Source organism: Pantoea piersonii (assembly GCF_003612015.1).
In the GTDB taxonomy this organism is placed as follows: domain Bacteria; phylum Pseudomonadota; class Gammaproteobacteria; order Enterobacterales; family Enterobacteriaceae; genus Pantoea; species Pantoea piersonii.
This window is the reverse complement of the sequence record NZ_RARB01000007.1, coordinates 1-18,827: the sequence shown is the minus strand read 5'-3', so window position 1 is coordinate 18,827 and position 18,827 is coordinate 1. Positions and strand designations below refer to the sequence as shown.

Annotated in this window: 16 protein-coding genes, 3 tRNA genes and 2 rRNA genes; 8 read left to right on the top strand and 13 right to left on the bottom strand. The window is 57.5% G+C overall.

Going from position 1 to position 18,827, the window contains the following annotated elements; genetic code table 11:
- Positions 1–13: 13 nt before the first annotated feature.
- The 5 genes from D7S44_RS17580 (at position 14) to D7S44_RS17560 (ending at position 5,678) form a co-directional block, all read left to right on the top strand.
- Positions 14–913, top strand: coding sequence for a LysR family transcriptional regulator (locus D7S44_RS17580; RefSeq protein WP_033753486.1), 900 nt, complete (start codon positions 14–16; stop codon positions 911–913).
- Positions 914–958: 45 nt separating this feature from the next.
- Positions 959–1,975 (top strand): inner membrane protein YhjD, encoded by a 1,017-nt coding sequence (gene yhjD, locus D7S44_RS17575; RefSeq protein ID WP_120457038.1) that lies wholly within the window; start codon positions 959–961, stop codon positions 1,973–1,975.
- Positions 1,976–2,250: 275 nt separating this feature from the next.
- A complete protein-coding gene (locus D7S44_RS17570; RefSeq protein ID WP_120457036.1) occupies positions 2,251–3,585 on the top strand; it encodes an MFS transporter in 1,335 nt (444 codons plus the stop codon).
- An 80-nt stretch (positions 3,586–3,665) separates the two neighbouring features.
- The gene (locus D7S44_RS17565) at positions 3,666–4,598 is read left to right on the top strand and encodes a LysR family transcriptional regulator (protein ID WP_120457034.1); all 933 of its coding nucleotides are present in this window, start codon (positions 3,666–3,668) and stop codon (positions 4,596–4,598) included.
- 81 nt (positions 4,599–4,679) lie between these two features.
- Positions 4,680–5,678 carry an aldo/keto reductase gene (locus tag D7S44_RS17560; protein ID WP_120457032.1) on the top strand — a complete coding sequence of 333 codons (999 nt, stop codon included), beginning with the start codon at positions 4,680–4,682 and terminating at the stop codon, positions 5,676–5,678.
- A gap of 58 nt (positions 5,679–5,736) precedes the next feature.
- On the opposite strand, the gene ilvC is transcribed toward D7S44_RS17560, so the two are convergent.
- Complete coding sequence (gene ilvC, locus D7S44_RS17555) at positions 5,737–7,212, bottom strand: ketol-acid reductoisomerase (RefSeq protein WP_120457030.1); 1,476 nt, start codon at positions 7,210–7,212, stop codon at positions 5,737–5,739.
- Between the two features lie 162 nt (positions 7,213–7,374).
- Here ilvC and ilvY point away from each other — a divergent pair, with 162 nt between their 5' ends.
- Positions 7,375–8,256: an HTH-type transcriptional activator IlvY gene (ilvY, locus tag D7S44_RS17550; protein ID WP_120457028.1), complete on the top strand. Its 882-nt coding sequence runs from the start codon at positions 7,375–7,377 to the stop codon at positions 8,254–8,256.
- On the opposite strand, the gene ilvA is transcribed toward ilvY, so the two are convergent.
- The 6 genes from ilvA to ilvL form a co-directional block, all read right to left on the bottom strand.
- Entirely contained in the window at positions 8,257–9,804 is a 1,548-nt protein-coding gene (ilvA, locus tag D7S44_RS17545) for a threonine ammonia-lyase, biosynthetic (RefSeq protein WP_120457026.1), read from the bottom strand.
- 3 nt (positions 9,805–9,807) lie between these two features.
- Positions 9,808–11,658, bottom strand: coding sequence for a dihydroxy-acid dehydratase (ilvD, locus tag D7S44_RS17540; RefSeq protein ID WP_120457025.1), 1,851 nt, complete (start codon positions 11,656–11,658; stop codon positions 9,808–9,810).
- Positions 11,659–11,719: 61 nt separating this feature from the next.
- Complete coding sequence (locus D7S44_RS17535; RefSeq protein ID WP_120457023.1) at positions 11,720–12,649, bottom strand: branched-chain amino acid transaminase; 930 nt, start codon at positions 12,647–12,649, stop codon at positions 11,720–11,722.
- Between the two features lie 13 nt (positions 12,650–12,662).
- Positions 12,663–12,926: an acetolactate synthase 2 small subunit gene (gene ilvM, locus D7S44_RS17530; protein ID WP_120457021.1), complete on the bottom strand. Its 264-nt coding sequence runs from the start codon at positions 12,924–12,926 to the stop codon at positions 12,663–12,665.
- Positions 12,923–14,569 (bottom strand): acetolactate synthase 2 catalytic subunit, encoded by a 1,647-nt coding sequence (ilvG, locus tag D7S44_RS17525; protein ID WP_120457019.1) that lies wholly within the window; start codon positions 14,567–14,569, stop codon positions 12,923–12,925. Before ilvG ends, ilvM begins: the two co-directional genes overlap by 4 nt.
- 149 nt (positions 14,570–14,718) lie before the next feature.
- The gene (ilvL, locus tag D7S44_RS17520) at positions 14,719–14,817 is read right to left on the bottom strand and encodes an ilv operon leader peptide (RefSeq protein WP_120457371.1); all 99 of its coding nucleotides are present in this window, start codon (positions 14,815–14,817) and stop codon (positions 14,719–14,721) included.
- A 329-nt stretch (positions 14,818–15,146) separates the two neighbouring features.
- Here ilvL and D7S44_RS17515 point away from each other — a divergent pair, with 329 nt between their 5' ends.
- A complete protein-coding gene (locus tag D7S44_RS17515) occupies positions 15,147–16,667 on the top strand; it encodes a YifB family Mg chelatase-like AAA ATPase (protein WP_120457017.1) in 1,521 nt (506 codons plus the stop codon).
- 26 nt (positions 16,668–16,693) lie between these two features.
- On the opposite strand, the gene D7S44_RS17510 is transcribed toward D7S44_RS17515, so the two are convergent.
- Complete coding sequence (locus D7S44_RS17510; RefSeq protein WP_120457015.1) at positions 16,694–17,032, bottom strand: MaoP family protein; 339 nt, start codon at positions 17,030–17,032, stop codon at positions 16,694–16,696.
- 121 nt (positions 17,033–17,153) lie between these two features.
- Between D7S44_RS17510 and hdfR the strand changes: the two genes are divergently transcribed.
- Entirely contained in the window at positions 17,154–17,978 is an 825-nt protein-coding gene (gene hdfR / locus D7S44_RS17505) for an HTH-type transcriptional regulator HdfR (protein WP_120457013.1), read from the top strand.
- Between the two features lie 107 nt (positions 17,979–18,085).
- Here the strand turns inward: hdfR and D7S44_RS17500 are convergent.
- The 5 genes from D7S44_RS17500 to D7S44_RS17480 all read right to left on the bottom strand — a co-directional run.
- Positions 18,086–18,161, bottom strand: a tRNA-Trp gene (locus D7S44_RS17500).
- Positions 18,162–18,169: 8 nt separating this feature from the next.
- A tRNA-Asp gene (locus tag D7S44_RS17495) sits at positions 18,170–18,246 on the bottom strand.
- 23 nt (positions 18,247–18,269) lie between these two features.
- A tRNA-Asp gene (locus D7S44_RS17490) sits at positions 18,270–18,346 on the bottom strand.
- A gap of 170 nt (positions 18,347–18,516) precedes the next feature.
- Positions 18,517–18,632, bottom strand: a 5S ribosomal RNA gene (gene rrf / locus D7S44_RS17485).
- Positions 18,633–18,726: 94 nt separating this feature from the next.
- Positions 18,727–18,827, bottom strand: a 23S ribosomal RNA gene (locus D7S44_RS17480); the annotation flags it as partial.

Below are 18,827 nucleotides of genomic sequence, written 5' to 3'. Positions count from 1 at the left end.
ATCGGTGAACAACATGGACAAAATTCACGCAATGCAGGTTTTTGTGCGGGTTGCGGAGATGGGCAGTTTTACCCGCGCGGCGGAGAGTTTAGGCCTGCCCAAAGGTAGCGTGTCGCGCCAGCTGCAGGCGCTGGAAAATCAGATGGGGACGCGGCTGCTGCATCGCACCACGCGCCGCGTACAGCTTACGCAGGACGGGCTGGTCTACTACGACCGCTGTCTCGATCTGCTGTCGATGATCGACGATATGGATAGCCTGTTCCAGCACGATCCCGCTACGCTGAGCGGCAAGCTGCGCGTCGATATGTCTGTCGCGATGGCGACAGGCTTTATCCTGCCGCGCCTGCCGGAGTTTTTACAGCACTACCCCGGCGTAGAAATTGAGCTCAGCAGCAGCGACCGCATGGTGGATGTCATTCGTGAAGGCTTTGACTGCGTTATACGCGTCGGCGAGTTAAAGGATTCCGGCCTGATTGCGCGGAAAATTGGCACCTATACCTTGATCAACTGCGCCAGCCCTGGCTACCTTTCCCGCTTCGGCATGCCGACGCGGCTGGAGGAGCTGTCGTCGCACGCCATGGTGCACTACACGCAGCAGCTCGGCCAGCCTTCGCCCGGCTTTGAGTATTTCGACGGCAAACAGTGCCATTACGTGCAGACCGGCGGCGTCGTGACGGTCAACAGCACCGAAACCTATCGCGCCGCCTGCCTGGCCGGGCTGGGCATTATTCAGGTGCCCGCGATGGGCATCTATCCGCTGCTGGAGTCTGGCCAGCTGGTGGAAGTGCTGCACGCTTTCCCGGCGAAGCCGATGCCGATTTCGCTGCTCTACCCTCACCGGCGCAATGTGGCGCGTCGCGTGCGCGTGTTTATGGAATGGCTGAGTCAGGTACTACAGGAGTATGTCACCTGAGCGGCTATAATTGCCTTTTCAAGTTAAGCAGGATGATAACTGTCTATGACGGACAAACAGGAAAACCCGACTAACCCCGAACAACCTAAACCGCTGATCGATATTCAGACCGGCAATAAAACCGTTGACGGGTCGATTCGGCGCGTATCGCGCTTTGCCGCCTGGTTTCAGGCCATTCCGGCGGTGGCGCACTTTATTCGCGCGCTGGAGCGCTTTAACGATCGTCTGGGCAGCCAGTTTGGCGCGGCCATTACCTACTTCTCTTTCTTGTCGCTTATCCCGATCCTGATGGTCTCTTTTGCCGCGGTGGGTTTCGTGCTGGCGTCAAACCAGGATCTGCTGTCGCAGCTGATCAACAAGATCGTTAGCAGCATCAGCGATCCTACGCTCGCCACCACCCTGAAGAATACGGTGAATACAGCGATCCAGCAGCGCGCGACCGTCGGCATCACCGGGCTGCTGCTGGCGCTCTACTCCGGCATTAACTGGATGGGCAACCTGCGCGAAGCGGTGCGCGCTCAGTCGCGCGATGTCTGGGAGCGTAAGCCGGACGATCAGGAGAAGTTCTGGAAAAAATATCTGCGTGACCTGATCTCGCTGATCGGCCTGATGCTGGCGCTGGTGATCACCCTGTCACTGACCTCTATCGCCGGGGCGGCGCAGACGGCGATCGTTAACGCGCTGGGTCTGGCGGATATCGAGTGGCTGCGTCCGGCAATGACAGCGATAGCGCTGACGATTTCAATTCTGGCGAACTATCTTCTGTTCCTGTGGATTTTCTGGATATTGCCCCGCCATAAGCCGCGTAAAAAAGCGCTGTTTCGCGGCACGCTGCTGGCAGCGATCGGCTTTGAGTTAATCAAGTTTATTATGACGATGACGCTGCCGAAGCTGGCCTCGTCGCCCTCCGGCGCGGCCTTTGGTTCCGTGCTCGGTCTGATGGCGTTTTTCTACTTTTTTGCCCGTTTGACGCTCTTCTGCGCCGCCTGGATCGCCACTGCTAAATATAAGGATGATCCGCAACTGCCGGAAGCGGGTCGCGGCTCGCATCGCCAGGTGTGACAAAACGTTAACATCAGCGGAAAATTTTCCCCTTCGGCTATTTATTATGCAACCAGCAGGATGAATAGCTGAAGGGTCACTTTTATTTACCCGTTTTATAGAGATTCCCGCTGCAAAAGGCGAGCTTCTCCCTGCCTTAATCCACGCATTCCATTTCGACACAAATTATTCACTTTTTCGCCGAAAAAGCCCGTTCTGGCGCGGTTTATCATCGTTGAATGCAGCATGACAGGTGCGTAATATTCCTGGTCTCTATTTACAATTAAGAAACAGTTATGCAAGCCTCCATCACAGAACCTCTGAAAAAGTCACAAGACGATACGCCAGTGAATTCGCGCGGCAAAGTCGTGGTGGCCTCGCTGGTCGGTACGGCCATTGAATTCTTCGATTTTTATATCTACGCCACGGCGGCGGTAATTGTTTTCCCACATATTTTCTTCCCGCAGGGTGATAACACCGTGGCGACGCTACAGTCGCTGGCGACCTTTGCCATCGCCTTTGTGGCGCGCCCGATCGGCTCCGCCCTTTTCGGCCACTTCGGCGATCGCGTAGGCCGTAAGGCGACGCTGGTAGCTTCGCTGCTGACCATGGGCGTCTCCACTGTGATCATCGGCCTGTTGCCGGGCTACCAGTCGATTGGCGTCGCGGCGCCGCTGCTGCTGGCGCTGGCGCGTTTTGGTCAGGGTCTCGGCCTTGGCGGTGAATGGGGCGGCGCGGCGCTGCTGGCGACGGAAAACGCGCCGGCGAAAAAGCGCGCGCTCTATGGCTCCTTCCCGCAGCTTGGCGCGCCGATCGGCTTCTTCTTCGCCAACGGCACCTTTCTGCTGCTCTCCTGGCTGCTGACCGACGAGCAGTTTATGCAGTGGGGCTGGCGCGTACCCTTTATCCTCTCGGCGGTGCTGGTCATTATCGGTCTCTATGTGCGCGTCTCGCTGCATGAAAGCCCGGTATTTGCGAAGGTGCAGAAAGAGAAAAAACAGGTGCGCATCCCAATCGGCACGCTGCTTGGCCAGCATATGAAGGCGACCATCCTCGGCACCTTTATCATGCTGGCGACCTATACGCTGTTCTACATTATGACGGTCTACTCGATGAGCTACGGCACTGCGCCTGCGCCTGCGGGTCTCGGCTTCTCGCGCAACAGCTTCCTGTGGATGCTGATGGTGGCGGTTATCGGCTTCGGCGTGATGGTGCCTATCGCCGGTCTGCTGGCGGATCGCTTTGGCCGCCGTAAAACCATGATCACCATTACGCTGATGATTATCGCCTTCGCCTTCCTTTTCCCGTCGATGCTGGGTTCCGGATCGCAGGCGCTGGTGATGGCCTTCCTGCTGCTCGGCCTGAGCGTGATGGGGCTGACCTTTGGCCCGATGGGCGCGCTGCTGCCGGAGCTGTTTCCGACCGAGGTGCGTTATACCGGCGCCTCTTTCTCCTATAACCTGTCGTCGATTCTCGGCGCCTCCGTTGCGCCCTATATCGCCACCTGGCTGAACGCCAGCTACGGTTTGCAGGCGGTAGGCTATTACCTGGCGGCGATGGCGGCGCTGACGCTGATTGCGCTGATCGCCTGTAAAGAGACGCGCCATCAGACGCTCTACGAAGCGGTGTAAGACAAACAGATAAACCCGGCTCAGGCCGGGTTTATCGTCATGTTATAGTGCCTGTGACTTCGGTATGCAGGACACGAACCATGGCGACGACAGCTCACCTGATCAGCAACAACCTTCCCAGCGTTAAACAACTTCAGTGTTTTTTGGCCGTCGCGCATGAGCTTAACTTTCGCCGGGCCGCCGAACGCCTCAGCATGACCCAGCCGCCACTGACGCGCCAGATTAAGAGCCTGGAGTCTCTGCTCCACCAGCAGCTGTTCAGCCGCAGCACCCATGCGGTCAGCCTGACTGAAGCTGGACGCGCGCTGGTTGTCAGAGCGGAGAAGATTCTTGAGGCGCTTAACGCTCTTAATGCCGACCCCCTTTTCCATCAGGATCGTCTGCGTATCGGGCTCACCCGAACGCTGGACTTTACGCGCATACAGCCTGTCGGAGCGCGGCTGACGCAGCTGGATATCGACGATGAGATCGACTCTCCCGATCTCTCCTCAGCCCAGCTGCTGCAGTGCCTGACGCAAAATACGCTGGATATTGTACTGACCGGAGAAAAAGGCGCAAATCAGCAGGAAAGCGTGCGCTATCGCTGGCTCTGCCGCGAGCCGCTGTCTATCGCCCTGCCAGCAACGCATCCCGCCAGCCAGCTGGAAAACGTCTCGCTGAATGACGTCAGCGACCTGCCGCTGTTCTGGTTTTCCAGAAGCGCTAACCCCGCCTTCTACGATAAGTGTGAAAAAGTTTTCGCTACGCTGAAAACGCCGCTAAAAAAGGTCAAAGAGCCGGAGGATTCGCTGACGATGCTGGCGCATATCGCCCGTGGTAAGGGATTCGCCCTGCTGCCTCAGTCAAAATGCGCTTTTAGCCAGGAAGGGTTGTGCTACCGGACGCTGTCCGAGGATCAGGCGCAGCAGTTGAATATCGATATCTATGCCGCGACGCGCCGTTCTGACGAGCGTTTACCGCTTCTGCAGGCGCTGGACATCCTGGGCGCCTGCGATCCCTCCCCGCCTTGCTGATACCTTTTCCGCATCACAAAAAGGGCAATTCCCTGCTGCTGCGCCTGGTGAAAGAATCAGGTCAGGACAACAGGAGGGATTATGAAAAGACGTTATTTAGCAAAAGATTTTGAGGTCAGCGCTATCGGCTATGGCGCGATGGGGCTCAGTGAATTCTATGGCACTACGGATGACACGCAGTCGCTGCAGCTTTTGCATAAACTCGTTGAACTGGATCAGACCTTTATTGATACGGCGGACCAGTATGGTCGCGGACACAATGAAAAGCTCACAGGGCGTTTTCTGGCCGGGCTGGATAGCGCCACGCGAAACAGGTTTAAGATCGCCACCAAATGCGGCATTGAACGCGCGCCCGATGAGGCTTATAGCCGCACCATCAACAATCGGCCCGATTATATCACGCGCTGCTGCCACGACTCCCTTAAGCGGCTTGGCGTTGAGCGTATCGATCTCTTTTATCTTCACCGTATAAGTCAGGATACGCCCATCGAAGAGAGCATGGCCTGCCTGAGCCGCCTGGTAAAAGAGGGAAAAATAGAGCATATCGGGCTGTGTGAAGTCTCAGCCGCAACCTTACGCCGCGCGCACGCCGTTCATCCCGTCACCGCCCTGCAGACGGAGTATTCGCTGTGGACGCGCGATATTGAGGAGGAGATCCTGCCAGCGGTTAAAGCGCTTGATATCGGGCTGGTCGCCTATTCGCCGCTGGGCCGCGGTTTCCTGACCGGCAAATATCTCCGCAACAGCGATTTCGCGGAGGGAGACTTCCGCAAAAACAGTGCGCGCTTCCAGCAGGCCAGTCTCGATCACAATGCCGCCTTGCTGAACGCCGTGCGCCCGCTGGCGGAGAAGTACCGCTGCACGCCAGGCCAGATTGCGCTCGCCTGGCTGCTGGCGCAGTACGACAAACTGGTGCCGATCCCGGGTACTAAACACATCCAGTACCTGGTCGAAAATGCCATGGCGGCGGAGGTGGTGCTGGACGAGGCAGACGTCAGGCTGCTGAATGATCTCCGCCAGCACATTCAGGTGCAAGGCGAGCGCTATTCAGAAGAGGGCATGAAAGGCATAAACGCCTGATGTGAAAAACCCCGGCAAGCCGGGGTTTTTCTGTGCTGAAAAGTGTGGGAGGCGTGAATTAACCCGCAACCGCGATACGCTTCATGTCGGTCATGTAGCCACGCAGTTTACGGCCCACCGCTTCGATCGGATGTTGACGAATCGCTTCGTTAACGTCACGCAGCTGCGCGTTATCAACCTGCGTGCCTTCGATCGCTTTGCCCAGATCGCCCGGCTGCAGCGTAGTCATAAACTCTTTCAGCAGCGGCACCGCAGCGAAAGAGAAGAGATAGTTGCCGTACTCTGCGGTATCGGAGATAACCACGTTCATTTCATACAGACGCTTACGCGCAATGGTGTTGGCGATCAGCGGCAGCTCATGCAGCGATTCATAGTAAGCAGACTCTTCGATAATGCCCGCGTCGACCATGGTTTCAAACGCCAGCTCAACGCCCGCTTTGACCATCGCCACCATCAGAACGCCTTTATCGTAGTACTCCTGCTCTTCGATTTTGCCTTCGAACTGCGGCGCGGTTTCAAACGCGGTTTTGCCGGTCTCTTCGCGCCAGGTCAGCAGGTTTTTGTCGTCGTTGGCCCAGTCAGCCATCATGCCGGATGAGAACTCGCCGGAGATGATATCGTCCATATGCTTCTGGAACAGCGGTGCCATAATCTCTTTCAGCTGCTCTGACAGCGCGTAAGCGCGCAGTTTCGCCGGGTTAGAAAGGCGATCCATCATCAGCGTAATGCCGCCGAACTTCAGCGATTCGGTGATGGTTTCCCAGCCGAACTGAATCAGTTTTTCGGTGTAAGCCGGGTCGTTTCCTTCCGCCACCAGCTTGTCGAAGCAGAGCAGCGAACCGGCCTGCAGCATGCCACACAGAATAGTCTGTTCGCCCATCAGGTCAGACTTCACTTCCGCGACGAAAGAGGATTCCAGCACGCCCGCGCGGTCGCCGCCGGTTGCTGCCGCCCAGGCTTTGGCAATCGCCATGCCTTCGCCTTTCGGATCGTTTTCCGGATGTACGGCGATCAGGGTCGGTACGCCGAAACCGCGCTTGTACTCTTCACGCACTTCGGTGCCCGGACATTTCGGCGCGACCATCACGACGGTAATGTCTTTACGAATGGTTTCGCCCACTTCAACGATATTAAAGCCGTGCGAGTAGCCCAGCGCCGCGCCCTCTTTCATCAGCGGCTGTACGGCCTGCACTACAGCTGAGTGCTGTTTGTCTGGCGTCAGGTTAACCACCAGATCGGCCTGCGGGATCAGCTCTTCATAGGTGCCCACTTTAAAACCGTTCTCGGTAGCCTTGCGCCAGGAAGCACGCTTCTCGGCGATCGCTTCGGCACGCAGCGCATAGGAGACGTCCAGACCGGAATCGCGCATGTTCAGGCCCTGGTTAAGGCCCTGTGCGCCACAGCCCACGATGACCACTTTTTTCCCTTTCAGGAAGCTGGCGCCGTCGGCGAATTCATCGCGCGCCATAAAGCGACATTTGCCTAACTGCGCTAACTGGTTGCGCAGATTCAGTGTGTTGAAGTAGTTAGCCATGGGCACTCCGGTCAGATGTTGTGTTTGTTTTTGTCTGGTAGCGGCTGCTGACTGCAGCGCCGCGAATGACCCCATCATATGACAGGAAATCTGTTGCTTAAATTGATATATTAGCAAGGCCACATTGCAGGATTTGCAACGCTACGCGAGAGGTTAAGCCGTATGGATTTACGCGATCTGAAGCTGTTTCTTCATCTGGCCGAAAGCTGCCACTTTGGCCGTACTGCGCGCGCTATGCATGTCAGTCCGTCAACGCTGTCGCGTCAGATCCAGCGTCTCGAAGAGGATGTAGGACATGCGCTGTTTCTGCGCGATAACCGCACCGTTACCCTGACCGAAGCGGGCGATCGTCTGCGCCAGTTCGCGCAGCAGACCCTGCTGCAGTATCAGCAGCTGCGCCACGTGATGGATCTCAACGGTCCGTCGCTGAGCGGCGAACTCCGCCTGTTCTGTTCGGTAACGGCCGCCTACAGTCATCTGCCGCCGATTCTGGATCGCTTTCGCGCCGAGCATCCGCAGGTGGAGATCAAGCTGACAACCGGCGACGCCGCGGACGCCATTGAAATGGTGCAGTCCGGTGAGGCGGATCTGGCGATCGCCGGGCGTCCTGAGTCACTGCCCGCCAGCATCGATTTTACGCCGCTGGGCCTGATCCCGCTGGTCTTAATCGCCCCGGCGCTGCCCTGTCCGGTGCGCAGTCAGGCGACGCAGGAATCGCCCGACTGGGCGAAAATCCCTTTTATCCTGCCCGATCAAGGGCCTGCGCGGCGCGGCATCGATCTCTGGTTTCGCCGCCGCCGCATCCCGAATCCCCAGATTTACGCCACGGTCTCCGGGCATGAAGCGATTGTCTCGATGGTGGCGCTCGGCTGCGGCATCGCGCTGCTGCCGGACGTGGTGCTGGAGAACAGCCCGGAGCCGGTGCGCAATCGCGTGCTGACGCTGGAGAATGTGGAGTCGGTGGCGCCGCTGGAGCTGGGCGTATGCGTACAAAAAAAGCGGCTCGGGGAGCCGCTGATTCATGCCTTCTGGCACCTGCTGTAATTACTGACCGGCGAGGAAGAAGCGGAACGCCGGGTTATTGGCCTCATCGTGGCATTCGTAACCCAGCTCGGTCAGATGCGATTCAAAGCGCGGTTCATTGTCGCCGATTTCAAAGGCCGCCAGCACGCGGCCATAATCGGTGCCGTGGCTGCGATAGTGGAACAGCGAAATATTCCAGTGCGTGCCGAGCGTTTGCAGGAACTTCAGCAGCGCGCCGGGCGCTTCCGGGAATTCAAAGCTGTAGAGGCGTTCGCGCAGCGGCTTCGACGGACGTCCGCCCACCATATAACGCACATGCAGCTTCGCCATCTCGTCGTCAGAGAGATCCATTACCTGATAACCGCCCTGCGTCAGCTGGCTGATAATCTCGCTGCGCTCCTCTAACCCGCGCGTTAAGCGCACGCCAACGAAGATGCAGGCGTTATCGGCATCGGCGTAGCGGTAGTTGAACTCGGTGACCGCACGACCGCCCAGCGTCTGGCAGAACTTCAGGAAGCTGCCCTGTTGTTCGGGGATGGTGACCGCCAGCAGCGCTTCACGCTGCTCGCCCAGCTCGCAGCGCTCGGAAACGTAGCGCAGGCCGTGGAAGTTAACGTTGGCGCCCGAAAGAATATGGGCCAGACGTTCACCTTTGATGCCGTGCTGCTGGATATATTTCTTCATGCCCGCCAGCGCCAGCGCGCCTGAAGGCTCCGCGACCGCGCGCACATCTTCAAACAGATCTTTCATCGCCGCGCAGATAGCGTCGCTGTCGACGGTGATAATGTCGTCGAGATACTCCTGACACAGGCGGAAGGTTTCGTCACCGATGCGCTTAACCGCCACGCCTTCGGCAAACAGCCCGACGCGCGGCAGATCCACCGGCTCGCCAGCCTCCAGCGCCGCTTTCAGGCAGGCGGAGTCCTGCGATTCCACCGCGATAACCTTGATTTGCGGCATCAGCTGTTTGATCAGCACCGCCACGCCCGCCGCCAGTCCGCCGCCGCCCACCGGCACGAAAACGCGATCGAGATGCGCATCCTGCTGCAGCAGCTCCATCGCCAGCGTGCCCTGACCGGCGATCACCGCCGGATGGTCAAACGGCGGCACGAAGGTGTAGCCCTGCTGCTCCGCCAGCTCGATCGCTTTGGCTTTCGCCTCGTCGAAGTTAGCGCCGTAGAGATAAGCCTCACCGCCAAATGCGCGCACCGCATCAACCTTGATGTCCGCCGTGGTCACCGGCATCACAATCAGCGATTTAATGCCGAGTCGGCTGGCGGAGAGCGCCACGCCCTGCGCATGGTTGCCGGCCGATGCCGTCACCACGCCGCGCGCTTTCTGCTCTTCGTTCAGTCCGGCGATCATCGCGTAGGCGCCGCGCAGCTTGAAGCTGTGCACCGGCTGACGATCCTCGCGCTTCACCAGAATGGTGTTGCCGAGACGCGATGAAATTTTTTCCATTTTTTGCAGCGGCGTCACCTGTGCGACTTCATACACGGGCGAGCGCAGCACTGCGCGCAAATATTCCGCGCCGCCGGGCGACGCAGGTAGCGGTTGAGCCTCAGCCATCGGTTAGCCTCCCAGCTTACTCTTGTCTCGCACCGCGCCCTTGTCGGCGCTGGTGGCGAGGGATGCGTAGGCGCGCAGCGCGAATGAAACCTGACGCTCGCGACCGTGCGGCGTGTAGGCCGCATCGCCACGCGCTTCTTCCTCTTCGCGACGCGCATGCAGTTCGTTATCCGGCACCGCCAGCTTAATACCGCGGTTCGGGATATCGATTTCGATGATGTCGCCATCTTTAACCAGCGCGATCGTGCCGCCGCTGGCTGCTTCCGGCGAGGCGTGGCCGATCGACAGGCCAGAGGTGCCGCCGGAGAAGCGTCCGTCGGTGATCAGCGCGCAGCTTTTGCCAAGGCCCATCGATTTCAGATAGGTGGTCGGATAGAGCATCTCCTGCATGCCCGGCCCGCCTTTCGGCCCCTCGTAGCGGATCACCACGACGTCGCCCGCGACCACTTTGCCGCCGAGGATCGCCTCGACCGCGTCATCCTGGCTTTCGTAGACTTTAGCCGGGCCTTTAAAGGTGAGGATCTCTTTGTCCACGCCAGCCGTTTTTACAATGCAGCCATCTTCAGCCAGATTGCCGTAGAGCACCGCCAGGCCACCATCCTGCGAGAAAGCGTGTTCGCGCGTGCGGATACAGCCCTCCTGGCGATCGTTATCCAGCGTATCCCAGCGGCAATCCTGCGAGAAAGCCTGCGTTGTGCGAATGCCCGCCGGACCGGCGCGGAACATTTTTTTCACCGCCTCGTCCTGAGTCAGCATGATGTCGTACTGATCCAGCGTTTCGCGCAGATTCAGGCCCAGCACGTTGCGCACGTCGGTATGCAGCAGACCGGCGCGATCCAGCTCACCGAGAATGCCGATCACGCCGCCGGCGCGGTGCACATCTTCCATATGGTATTTCTGCGTGCTCGGTGCGACTTTGCACAGATGCGGCACTTTGCGCGACAGACGATCGATGTCGGAGATATTGAAGTCGATGTCGCCTTCCTGCGCGGCAGCCAGCAGGTGCAGAACGGTATTGGTAGAACCCCCCATGGCGATATCAAGCGTCATGGCGTTTTCGAATGCGGCTTTGTTAGCGATATTACGCGGCAGTACGCGCGCATCGTCCTGCTCGTAATACTGTTTGGTCAGGTTAACGATGCGCTTGCCAGCATTGATAAAGAGATCTTTGCGGTCGGCGTGGGTCGCCAGCAGCGAGCCATTGCCCGGCTGCGACAGGCCCAGCGCTTCGGTCAGGCAGTTCATGGAGTTGGCGGTGAACATGCCGGAACAGGAGCCGCAGGTTGGGCAGGCGGAACGTTCAATCTGCTCGCTGTCGGCATCGCTGACGTTCGGATTCGCGCCCTGAATCATCGCATCGACCAGATCGAGCTTGATGATTTTATCGGAAAGTTTGGTTTTCCCCGCTTCCATTGGCCCGCCGGAAACGAAGATGACCGGAATATTGAGGCGCAGCGACGCCATCAGCATTCCCGGCGTGATCTTGTCGCAGTTTGAGATGCAGACCATGGCGTCGGCGCAGTGCGCGTTAACCATGTATTCCACTGAGTCGGCGATCAGCTCGCGCGACGGCAGCGAATAGAGCATGCCGCCATGGCCCATGGCGATACCGTCATCCACCGCAATGGTGTTGAACTCTTTAGCCACGCCGCCCGCCGCTTCGATCTGCTCGGCGACCAGCTTGCCGAGATCGCGCAGATGGACATGGCCCGGCACGAACTGGGTGAATGAGTTGACCACGGCGATAATCGGTTTGCCGAAGTCGGCGTCGGTCATTCCTGTCGCGCGCCATAAGGCGCGGGCACCCGCCATATTGCGGCCGTGAGTGGTAGTGGCGGAACGGTACTTAGGCATGCTCTGTTTACTCCAGTCTGAAAAATGACGCGGGCACTGCTGCGCCCGCGTTACTGTCTTGTTATGCGTTAACCTGATCCAGCCAGCCGTATTTATCTTCGGTTTCGCCAGTAAACAGGCCGAAGAAGGCTTTCTGGATTTGGGTGGTCACCGGACCGCGTTTGCCCTCGCCCACCTGGATACCGTCAACGCTGCGCACCGGCGTGATCTCCGCGGCGGTGCCGGACATAAAGATCTCGTCTGCCAGGTAGAGCGACTCGCGGGACAGCACCTGCTCGCGCACTTCGATACCCAGATCCTGCGCCAGCTTAATAATGGCGTCGCGCGTGATGCCCGGCAGTGCGGATGAGGTAAACGGCGGGGTAAACAGAATGCCGTCTTTCACTTCAAACAGGTTTTCGCCCGCGCCTTCAGAGATGTAGCCGTTGGTGTCCAGCGCGATGCCTTCCTGATAACCATGACGACGCGCTTCGCTGCCCACCAGCAGAGAAGAGAGATAGTTGCCGCCCGCTTTCGCTGCGGTCGGCAGGGTGTTCGGCGCAACGCGGTTCCACGAGGAGACCATCGCGTTGATGCCGTTCTCCAGCGCTTCGGCACCCAGATATGCGCCCCACGGGAAGGCGGCGATGATCACGTCGGTGGTATAGCCGTCTGGCGGGTTCACGCCCAGGCCGACGTCGCCGACAAAGGCCAGCGGACGGATATAGGCGCTTTTCAGATTATTGTCGCGCAGGACTTTACGGGTCGCTTCCATCAGCTCTTCTACGCTGTACTTCAGCGGGAAACGGTAAATTTTGGCTGAGTCGTGCAGACGCTGCATATGTTCACGGTGACGGAACACCACCGGGCCTTTGTGCGAGTCGTAGCAGCGCACGCCTTCAAACACAGAGGTACCATAGTGCAGCGCGTGAGACATAACGCTGACCTTAGCGTCTTCCCACTTAACCATCTCCCCATTGAACCAAATAAAGTCTGCTTTCTTCGTACTCATTCTTATTTTCCTTTCACGAACAGGCGTGGATTTGTTGTGTTGCATGTTGTTGGATCTGGACGCAAGCGACATCCATCAGTTTGCTTAACTGCGAAGACAGTAAATCGACGGAGCGCTGACTGGCAACGGTCATTTCGATATTGATGTTCTCGCTGTTAGCCACTGCGCCCATGTTCATGGCGCAGACCTGAAAACCGCGATGGCGGACGACGCGTAAAATGCGCTCCAATATTTCAGGGCGGAAGCGAGCTTCGATAGACAATTGGTGCTGGTTCATACGGTTTTCTCCATCATGTTTGCATTGCTGGCACCAGGCGGCACCAGTGGCCAGACGTTTTCATGCTCATCAATCGCAACATGCAGGAAGTAAGAACCTTCGCTGTTCAGCAGAGCATCAAGTGCGGCGTCGACCTCATCTTTACGGCTGATACGCCGGCCTGGGATATCAAACGCGCTGGCCAGCGTCAGAAAATCGGGGTTGTCGGTGAGAATAGTTTCGCTATAGCGACCGTCGAAAAAGAGCTGTTGCCACTGGCGCACCATGCCGAGACGCTGGTTATCCAGCAGCAGGATTTTCACCGGCAGTTTTTTACGCTTAATGGTGCCCAGCTCCTGAATATTCATCATGATGGAGCCGTCGCCGGTTACGCAGATCACGGTGTCATCGGGGCGGGCGACCTGGGCACCTACCGCAGCCGGCAGGCCGAAACCCATAGTGCCGAGGCCGCTCGAGGTGATGAAATTCTCCGGCGCGCTGAAGTTCATATGCTGCGCGGTCCACATCTGATGCTGGCCAACGTCAGTGGTGATAACGGCACTTTCCGGCTTGCGATCGGAGAGCTGCTTCAGCAGCAGCGGTGCGTAGATCGCCTCGCCGGGATGGTCGTAGGGCCAGCTGAACGCCGCTTTCATCGCCTTCACCTCTTCGCGCCAGGCCTCGATCTGCAACGGCATGCTCAGCGCGGGCAGCACCTGATTCAGATCGCCCTGCAGCGAGACGTGCGCACGGCGCAGTTTATTCAGCTCAGCCGGGTCGATATCGATATGGATGACGCTGGCGTACGGCGCGAAGGTATCGAGCTTGCCGGTTACGCGATCGTCAAAACGCGCGCCGACGGCAATCAGCAAATCGCAGGACTGCACCGCGAGGTTCGCGGCCTTGGTGCCGTGCATACCCAGCATGCCGAGGTAGACTTCGCTTTCGCTGTCGGCGCTGCCGAGACCTTTCAGCGTGGCGACCATGGGAATGCCGGTCTCCTGCGCCATGGCGCGCAGTGCGGGAACGGCCTGCGCCATCCCAACGCCGCCGCCGATATAGAGCATTGGCTTGCGCGACTGCGCCATCAGCACGCGCGCCTCTTCGATATGCTGCGGTGAATGCGAGACCGGCTCTTCAACCTGCAGCAGATGCGGCGTCAGTTCGCCGCTGGCGATTTGAATATCTTTAGGAATATCAACCAGCACCGGACCCGGGCGGCCTGACTGGGCGATGGCGAACGCTTCCGCCATGACGGAAGGCAAATCATCCAGCGACTCAACCAGAAAGCTGTGTTTGGTGCAGGCCAGTGACAAACCTAATACGTCGATCTCCTGAAAGGCGTCGGTACCGATAAACGCCGAAGAGACCTGTCCGGTGATCGCGACTACCGGCACTGAATCCATCATCGCATCGGCCAGGCCAGTGATTAAATTAGTCGCACCAGGGCCGGATGTTGCAATGCAGACGCCGGTTTTGCCGGTTGCGCGGGCATAGCCAATCGCCGCGATCACCGCGCCTTGCTCATGACGACACAGTAGGTGTTCCACGCCGCCATCGTAGAGCGCATCGTACACTGGCATGATGGCACCGCCAGGATAGCCAAATACTGTGTCGACACCCTGCGCGCGTAAAGCCTGAACTACCCACTGTGCACCTGTCATGGTTATTCTCCTGTATCCTTAGGGGAACAACAGAATTTTATGCTACTACTCATTGTTTGCTCCTCGGTAATTAGCTGATATTTACTCCGGTCAAAAAAAAACCCCCGGACCTTTCGGTGCGGGGGTTTTTCGAATTCCGGCCTTGATTTCTAAGCCTTTCTTCCTGCAAGCGCAGCCCCGCACGGTGGGTTAATAATCACCACCACGCTAATCACGACTAGGCTAATCACTTGTAGAAGGGCTTTCATCTGTTGTCTGTTTTTTCGTTTGTTCGAAGTAATGCCTACAGAGTTATCACAGTTACGGGTGAGATGACAACTTTTTCCATCAGCTTTTTTTATGCCCCTCGACACGGGCATGAGGTATCACACTGTAATTAAATCGTTATTTTTTCATTGATAAATATTCATCACGACCGTGTCGCAACAGTTAAGCGTGATATTTGCTAAGCGGCTTCAGAAAAAATGCAGCGGGCCAAGAATCTCTCTGCTTTATTGCGGCCTCTTTCGACAGGTTAACTATTCCGGCTCGTGACCTTGTCTCTGCCGCGCCATAATCGCCGCGTTAAGGAGCGGTTATGACATTGTCCAGAATTCTTACCCGAGCGGCGATAGGTGTAGAAGCGCCGCAGGTTACTATCGAAGCGCATATCAGCAACGGATTACCCGCGCTGACGCTGGTCGGGTTGCCGGAAACAACGGTGAAGGAGGCGCGCGAGCGGGTACGCAGCGCCATTATTAACAGCGGATTCAGTTTTCCCGCCAGGCGTATCACCATCAATCTGGCACCTGCCGATCTGCCTAAAGAGGGCGGACGTTACGATCTGCCAATGGCGCTCGCTATTCTCGTGGCGTCTGAACAGCTTCCTGAAGCGAAACTGTCGCAACATGAGTTCGTGGGCGAACTTGCCCTCAACGGCGCGCTCTGCGGCGTTCAGGGCGCGATTCCGGCCGCGCTGGCAGCGATGCGCGCCGGACGGCGCCTTATCCTCTCTACAGAGAATCAGCAGGATGTCGGTCTGATAGAGCATGGCGATACGCTGGTTGCCGCTCATCTGCTGGAGATCTGTGCGTATCTGCAAAATCAGGCTGAACTCGCATGCGCGCAGGCTCAACAAGATGACGCTCAACAGCCGGCTGAAGACCTGAGCGATATCATTGGTCAGGAGCAAGGCCGTCGCGCGCTGGAGATTACGGCGGCTGGCGGACACAACCTGCTGTTGATTGGTCCTCCCGGCACCGGCAAAACCATGCTGGCGACACGCCTGCCCGGCATCATGCCGCCACTCAGCGACACAGAAGCGCTGGAGTGCGCCGCTATCGCCAGTCTGGTGAATAAGGTTACGCTACAGAGAGAGTGGCGTAAGCGGCCTTTCCGCTCGCCTCACCACAGCGCGTCGATCTATGCGCTGACTGGTGGCGGGTCGTTACCTCGCCCTGGCGAGATTTCGCTGGCGCACAACGGCGTGCTGTTTCTGGACGAGCTGCCGGAGTTTGACCGGCGAGTGCTGGACGCGCTGCGGGAACCCCTTGAGTCGGGCGAAATCGCTATTTCCCGCGCCCGTGCGAAAGTGACTTATCCGGCACGCTTTCAGCTCATCGCTGCAATGAACCCCAGTCCGACCGGACATTATCAGGGGCAGCATAACCGCTGCTCGCCGCAACAGGTGCTGCGTTACCTGAGTAAGCTCTCCGGCCCTTTTCTCGATCGCTTCGATCTGTCGATTGAGGTACCGCTGCTACCGAATGGGATGCTGAGCAAACGCCCTGACGCTGGTGAAAGCTCAGCAAGCGTCGCCGAACGCGTGTTAAAGGCGCGGAGATTGCAAATAGCGCGGGCAGGCAAGATCAATGCGCGTATGAATAATGTCGATATCAGGTTGTGGTGTGATATAGCCAGGGAAGATGCTGAGTGGCTGGAGGAGGTGCTTAATCAGTTAGGCTTATCCGTGCGGGCGTGGCAGCGTATTTTAAAGGTGTCGCGTACGATTGCCGATCTGGCGGGTGAAGAGAGGATTTTACGTATTCATCTTCAGGAAGCGCTAGGTTATCGCACTATTGATCGGTTACTGATCCATTTGCACCGTAGTCTGGAATAAAAATGGGGCTGATTGCCCCATTCCGCTTAGTCATCGCTGTCGCTGTAATCTTCAACCGTATCCATCTGCGGCTTGCCGCCAGAGAGCGTATGAAAACGCTTAGGACGCTTAATGCGGGCAGTATATTTAGACCATACTCGCTCAGCTTCGGTTTGCGGCTCACGCAGACCACGACATACTTCTAAGAAAAGACGCTCTTCTTCAGTAATCGGCTCACGCTTTGCTAAATCGAGTTCATTAAAAGCAAAACCATGACGTTCCAGCAGTTGGGCTTCTTTAATGGTGAAATCACCATGCCGCGAGAAACCGCGCGGATAATGTTTGTTATCAAAGAAACGATTTGTGGTTGAGAAGCTTTCCGCCATCTTACACGCTCCTGATTCTCTTATGGCCGAGCTATTAATGGCGCGGAGTATTAGATAGGCTTGACAGAGTGTAAAACAAAACATTTAAATCTATACGACAAACATTTTTTGGGAGAAAGCTGTGGATACGGAATTACTTAAAACTTTCCTGGAAGTGAGCAGAACTCGCCATTTCGGGCGTGCTGCAGAAGCACTTTATCTCACACAGTCCGCCGTCAGCTTTCGCATTCGTCAGCTGGAAAATCAGCTGGGCGTTAACCTTTTTACTCGTCATCGCAATAACATACGGCTGACGTCGGCAGGAGAACGTCTGCTGCCCTATGCGGAAAGCCTGATGAGCACATGGATGATGGCCAAGAAAGAGGTCTCGCATACGCAGCAGCATCATGAGCTGTCGATAGGCGCCAGCGCGTCGCTATGGGAGGCCTATCTGACGCCGTGGCTGCAGACCCTTTATGAGAACCGTGAGAGCCTGCACCTTGAGGCGCGCGTGGCGCAGCGGCACCTGCTGGTCAAGCAGCTACACGAACGACAGCTGGATCTGCTGGTCACGACAGAAGCGCCTAAAATGGATGAGCTTACCAGCCAGCAGATCGGCCATATTTCGCTGGCGCTGTTTCGTGCGCGCAAAACAGAGAAGCGAGAAAAGTATGATTACATCAAGCTGGAATGGGGCGCGGACTTTCATCAGCATGAAAGCTACCTGTCAGGTGGCGACGACGTACCGGTGTTAACGACGACCTCTGCGCACGTTACGCGAGAACTGCTTTACACCACTGGCGCCTGCGCATTTTTGCCTGACTACTGGCATAGCCTGTATAGCGATCTGGTGGTGATCCCTGATACGCCCGTTGCGGTGCGTCCTTTGTACGCGGTATGGCTGCAGAACAGCGACCAGCAGGCGCATATTCGACAGCTGCTTAAGTTTCCGGTACTGGCGCGCTAAGGTTTCAGGAAAAAATGGAGAAGAGGCTGATATTTTCGGCCTTTTTGATCTTTCGGCTGAATAAAAAGCAAAAAAAATCCTTTGCCGAAGCAAAGGATTCTTTTTTCTGGCAGGGGCGGAGGGACTCGAACCCCCAACACCCGGTTTTGGAGACCGGTGCTCTACCAATTGAACTACGCCCCTAAAGAGGGTGGCGGTGCGGACGGGACTCGAACCCGCGACCCCCGGCGTGACAGGCCGGTATTCTAACCGACTGAACTACCGCACCACCGAATACTGCTGCTACCANGGTGGCGGTGCGGACGGGACTCGAACCCGCGACCCCCGGCGTGACAGGCCGGTATTCTAACCGACTGAACTACCGCACCACCGAATACTGCTGCTACCAGCGGGGTCTCGCTGATAACCGGTGTCACCCTTTCGGGCAGATACCAATATGGATGCCTGGCAGTTCCCTACTCTCGCATGGGGAGACCCCACACTACCATCGGCGCTACGGCGTTTCACTTCTGAGTTCGGCATGGGGTCAGGTGGNGATGCCTGGCAGTTCCCTACTCTCGCATGGGGAGACCCCACACTACCATCGGCGCTACGGCGTTTCACTTCTGAGTTCGGCATGGGGTCAGGTGGGACCGCCGCGCTAAGGCCGCCAGGCAAATTCTGTCTCCGCGCCGCCTCACCGGGCCGCGCAGAGTTTATCCGTCACAAGCTGAAAATCTCGCGTCTCACAAAACGCCTCTGGCGTTGTAAGGTTAAGCCTCACGGGTCATTAGTACCGGTTAGCTCAACGCATCGCTGCGCTTACACACCCGGCCTATCAACGTCGTCGTCTTCAACGTCCCTTCAGGA

Bases quoted from the DNA above. Each gene is read 5' to 3' on its own strand.
- ilvD (WP_120457025.1), bottom strand. From the start codon at position 11,658: ATGCCTAAGTACCGTTCCGCCACTACCACTCACGGCCGCAATATGGCG.
- ilvG (WP_120457019.1), bottom strand. From the start codon at position 14,569: ATGACAGGTGCACAGTGGGTAGTTCAGGCTTTACGCGCGCAGGGTGTC.
- yhjD (WP_120457038.1), top strand. From the start codon at position 959: ATGACGGACAAACAGGAAAACCCGACTAACCCCGAACAACCTAAACCG.
- D7S44_RS17580 (WP_033753486.1), top strand. From the start codon at position 14: ATGGACAAAATTCACGCAATGCAGGTTTTTGTGCGGGTTGCGGAGATG.
- ilvY (WP_120457028.1), top strand. From the start codon at position 7,375: ATGGATTTACGCGATCTGAAGCTGTTTCTTCATCTGGCCGAAAGCTGC.
- D7S44_RS17560 (WP_120457032.1), top strand. From the start codon at position 4,680: ATGAAAAGACGTTATTTAGCAAAAGATTTTGAGGTCAGCGCTATCGGC.
- ilvL (WP_120457371.1), bottom strand. From the start codon at position 14,817: ATGAAAGCCCTTCTACAAGTGATTAGCCTAGTCGTGATTAGCGTGGTG.
- D7S44_RS17535 (WP_120457023.1), bottom strand. From the start codon at position 12,649: ATGAGTACGAAGAAAGCAGACTTTATTTGGTTCAATGGGGAGATGGTT.
- ilvC (WP_120457030.1), bottom strand. From the start codon at position 7,212: ATGGCTAACTACTTCAACACACTGAATCTGCGCAACCAGTTAGCGCAG.
- ilvM (WP_120457021.1), bottom strand. From the start codon at position 12,926: ATGAACCAGCACCAATTGTCTATCGAAGCTCGCTTCCGCCCTGAAATA.
- D7S44_RS17570 (WP_120457036.1), top strand. From the start codon at position 2,251: ATGCAAGCCTCCATCACAGAACCTCTGAAAAAGTCACAAGACGATACG.
- D7S44_RS17515 (WP_120457017.1), top strand. From the start codon at position 15,147: ATGACATTGTCCAGAATTCTTACCCGAGCGGCGATAGGTGTAGAAGCG.
- D7S44_RS17565 (WP_120457034.1), top strand. From the start codon at position 3,666: ATGGCGACGACAGCTCACCTGATCAGCAACAACCTTCCCAGCGTTAAA.
- ilvA (WP_120457026.1), bottom strand. From the start codon at position 9,804: ATGGCTGAGGCTCAACCGCTACCTGCGTCGCCCGGCGGCGCGGAATAT.
- D7S44_RS17510 (WP_120457015.1), bottom strand. From the start codon at position 17,032: ATGGCGGAAAGCTTCTCAACCACAAATCGTTTCTTTGATAACAAACAT.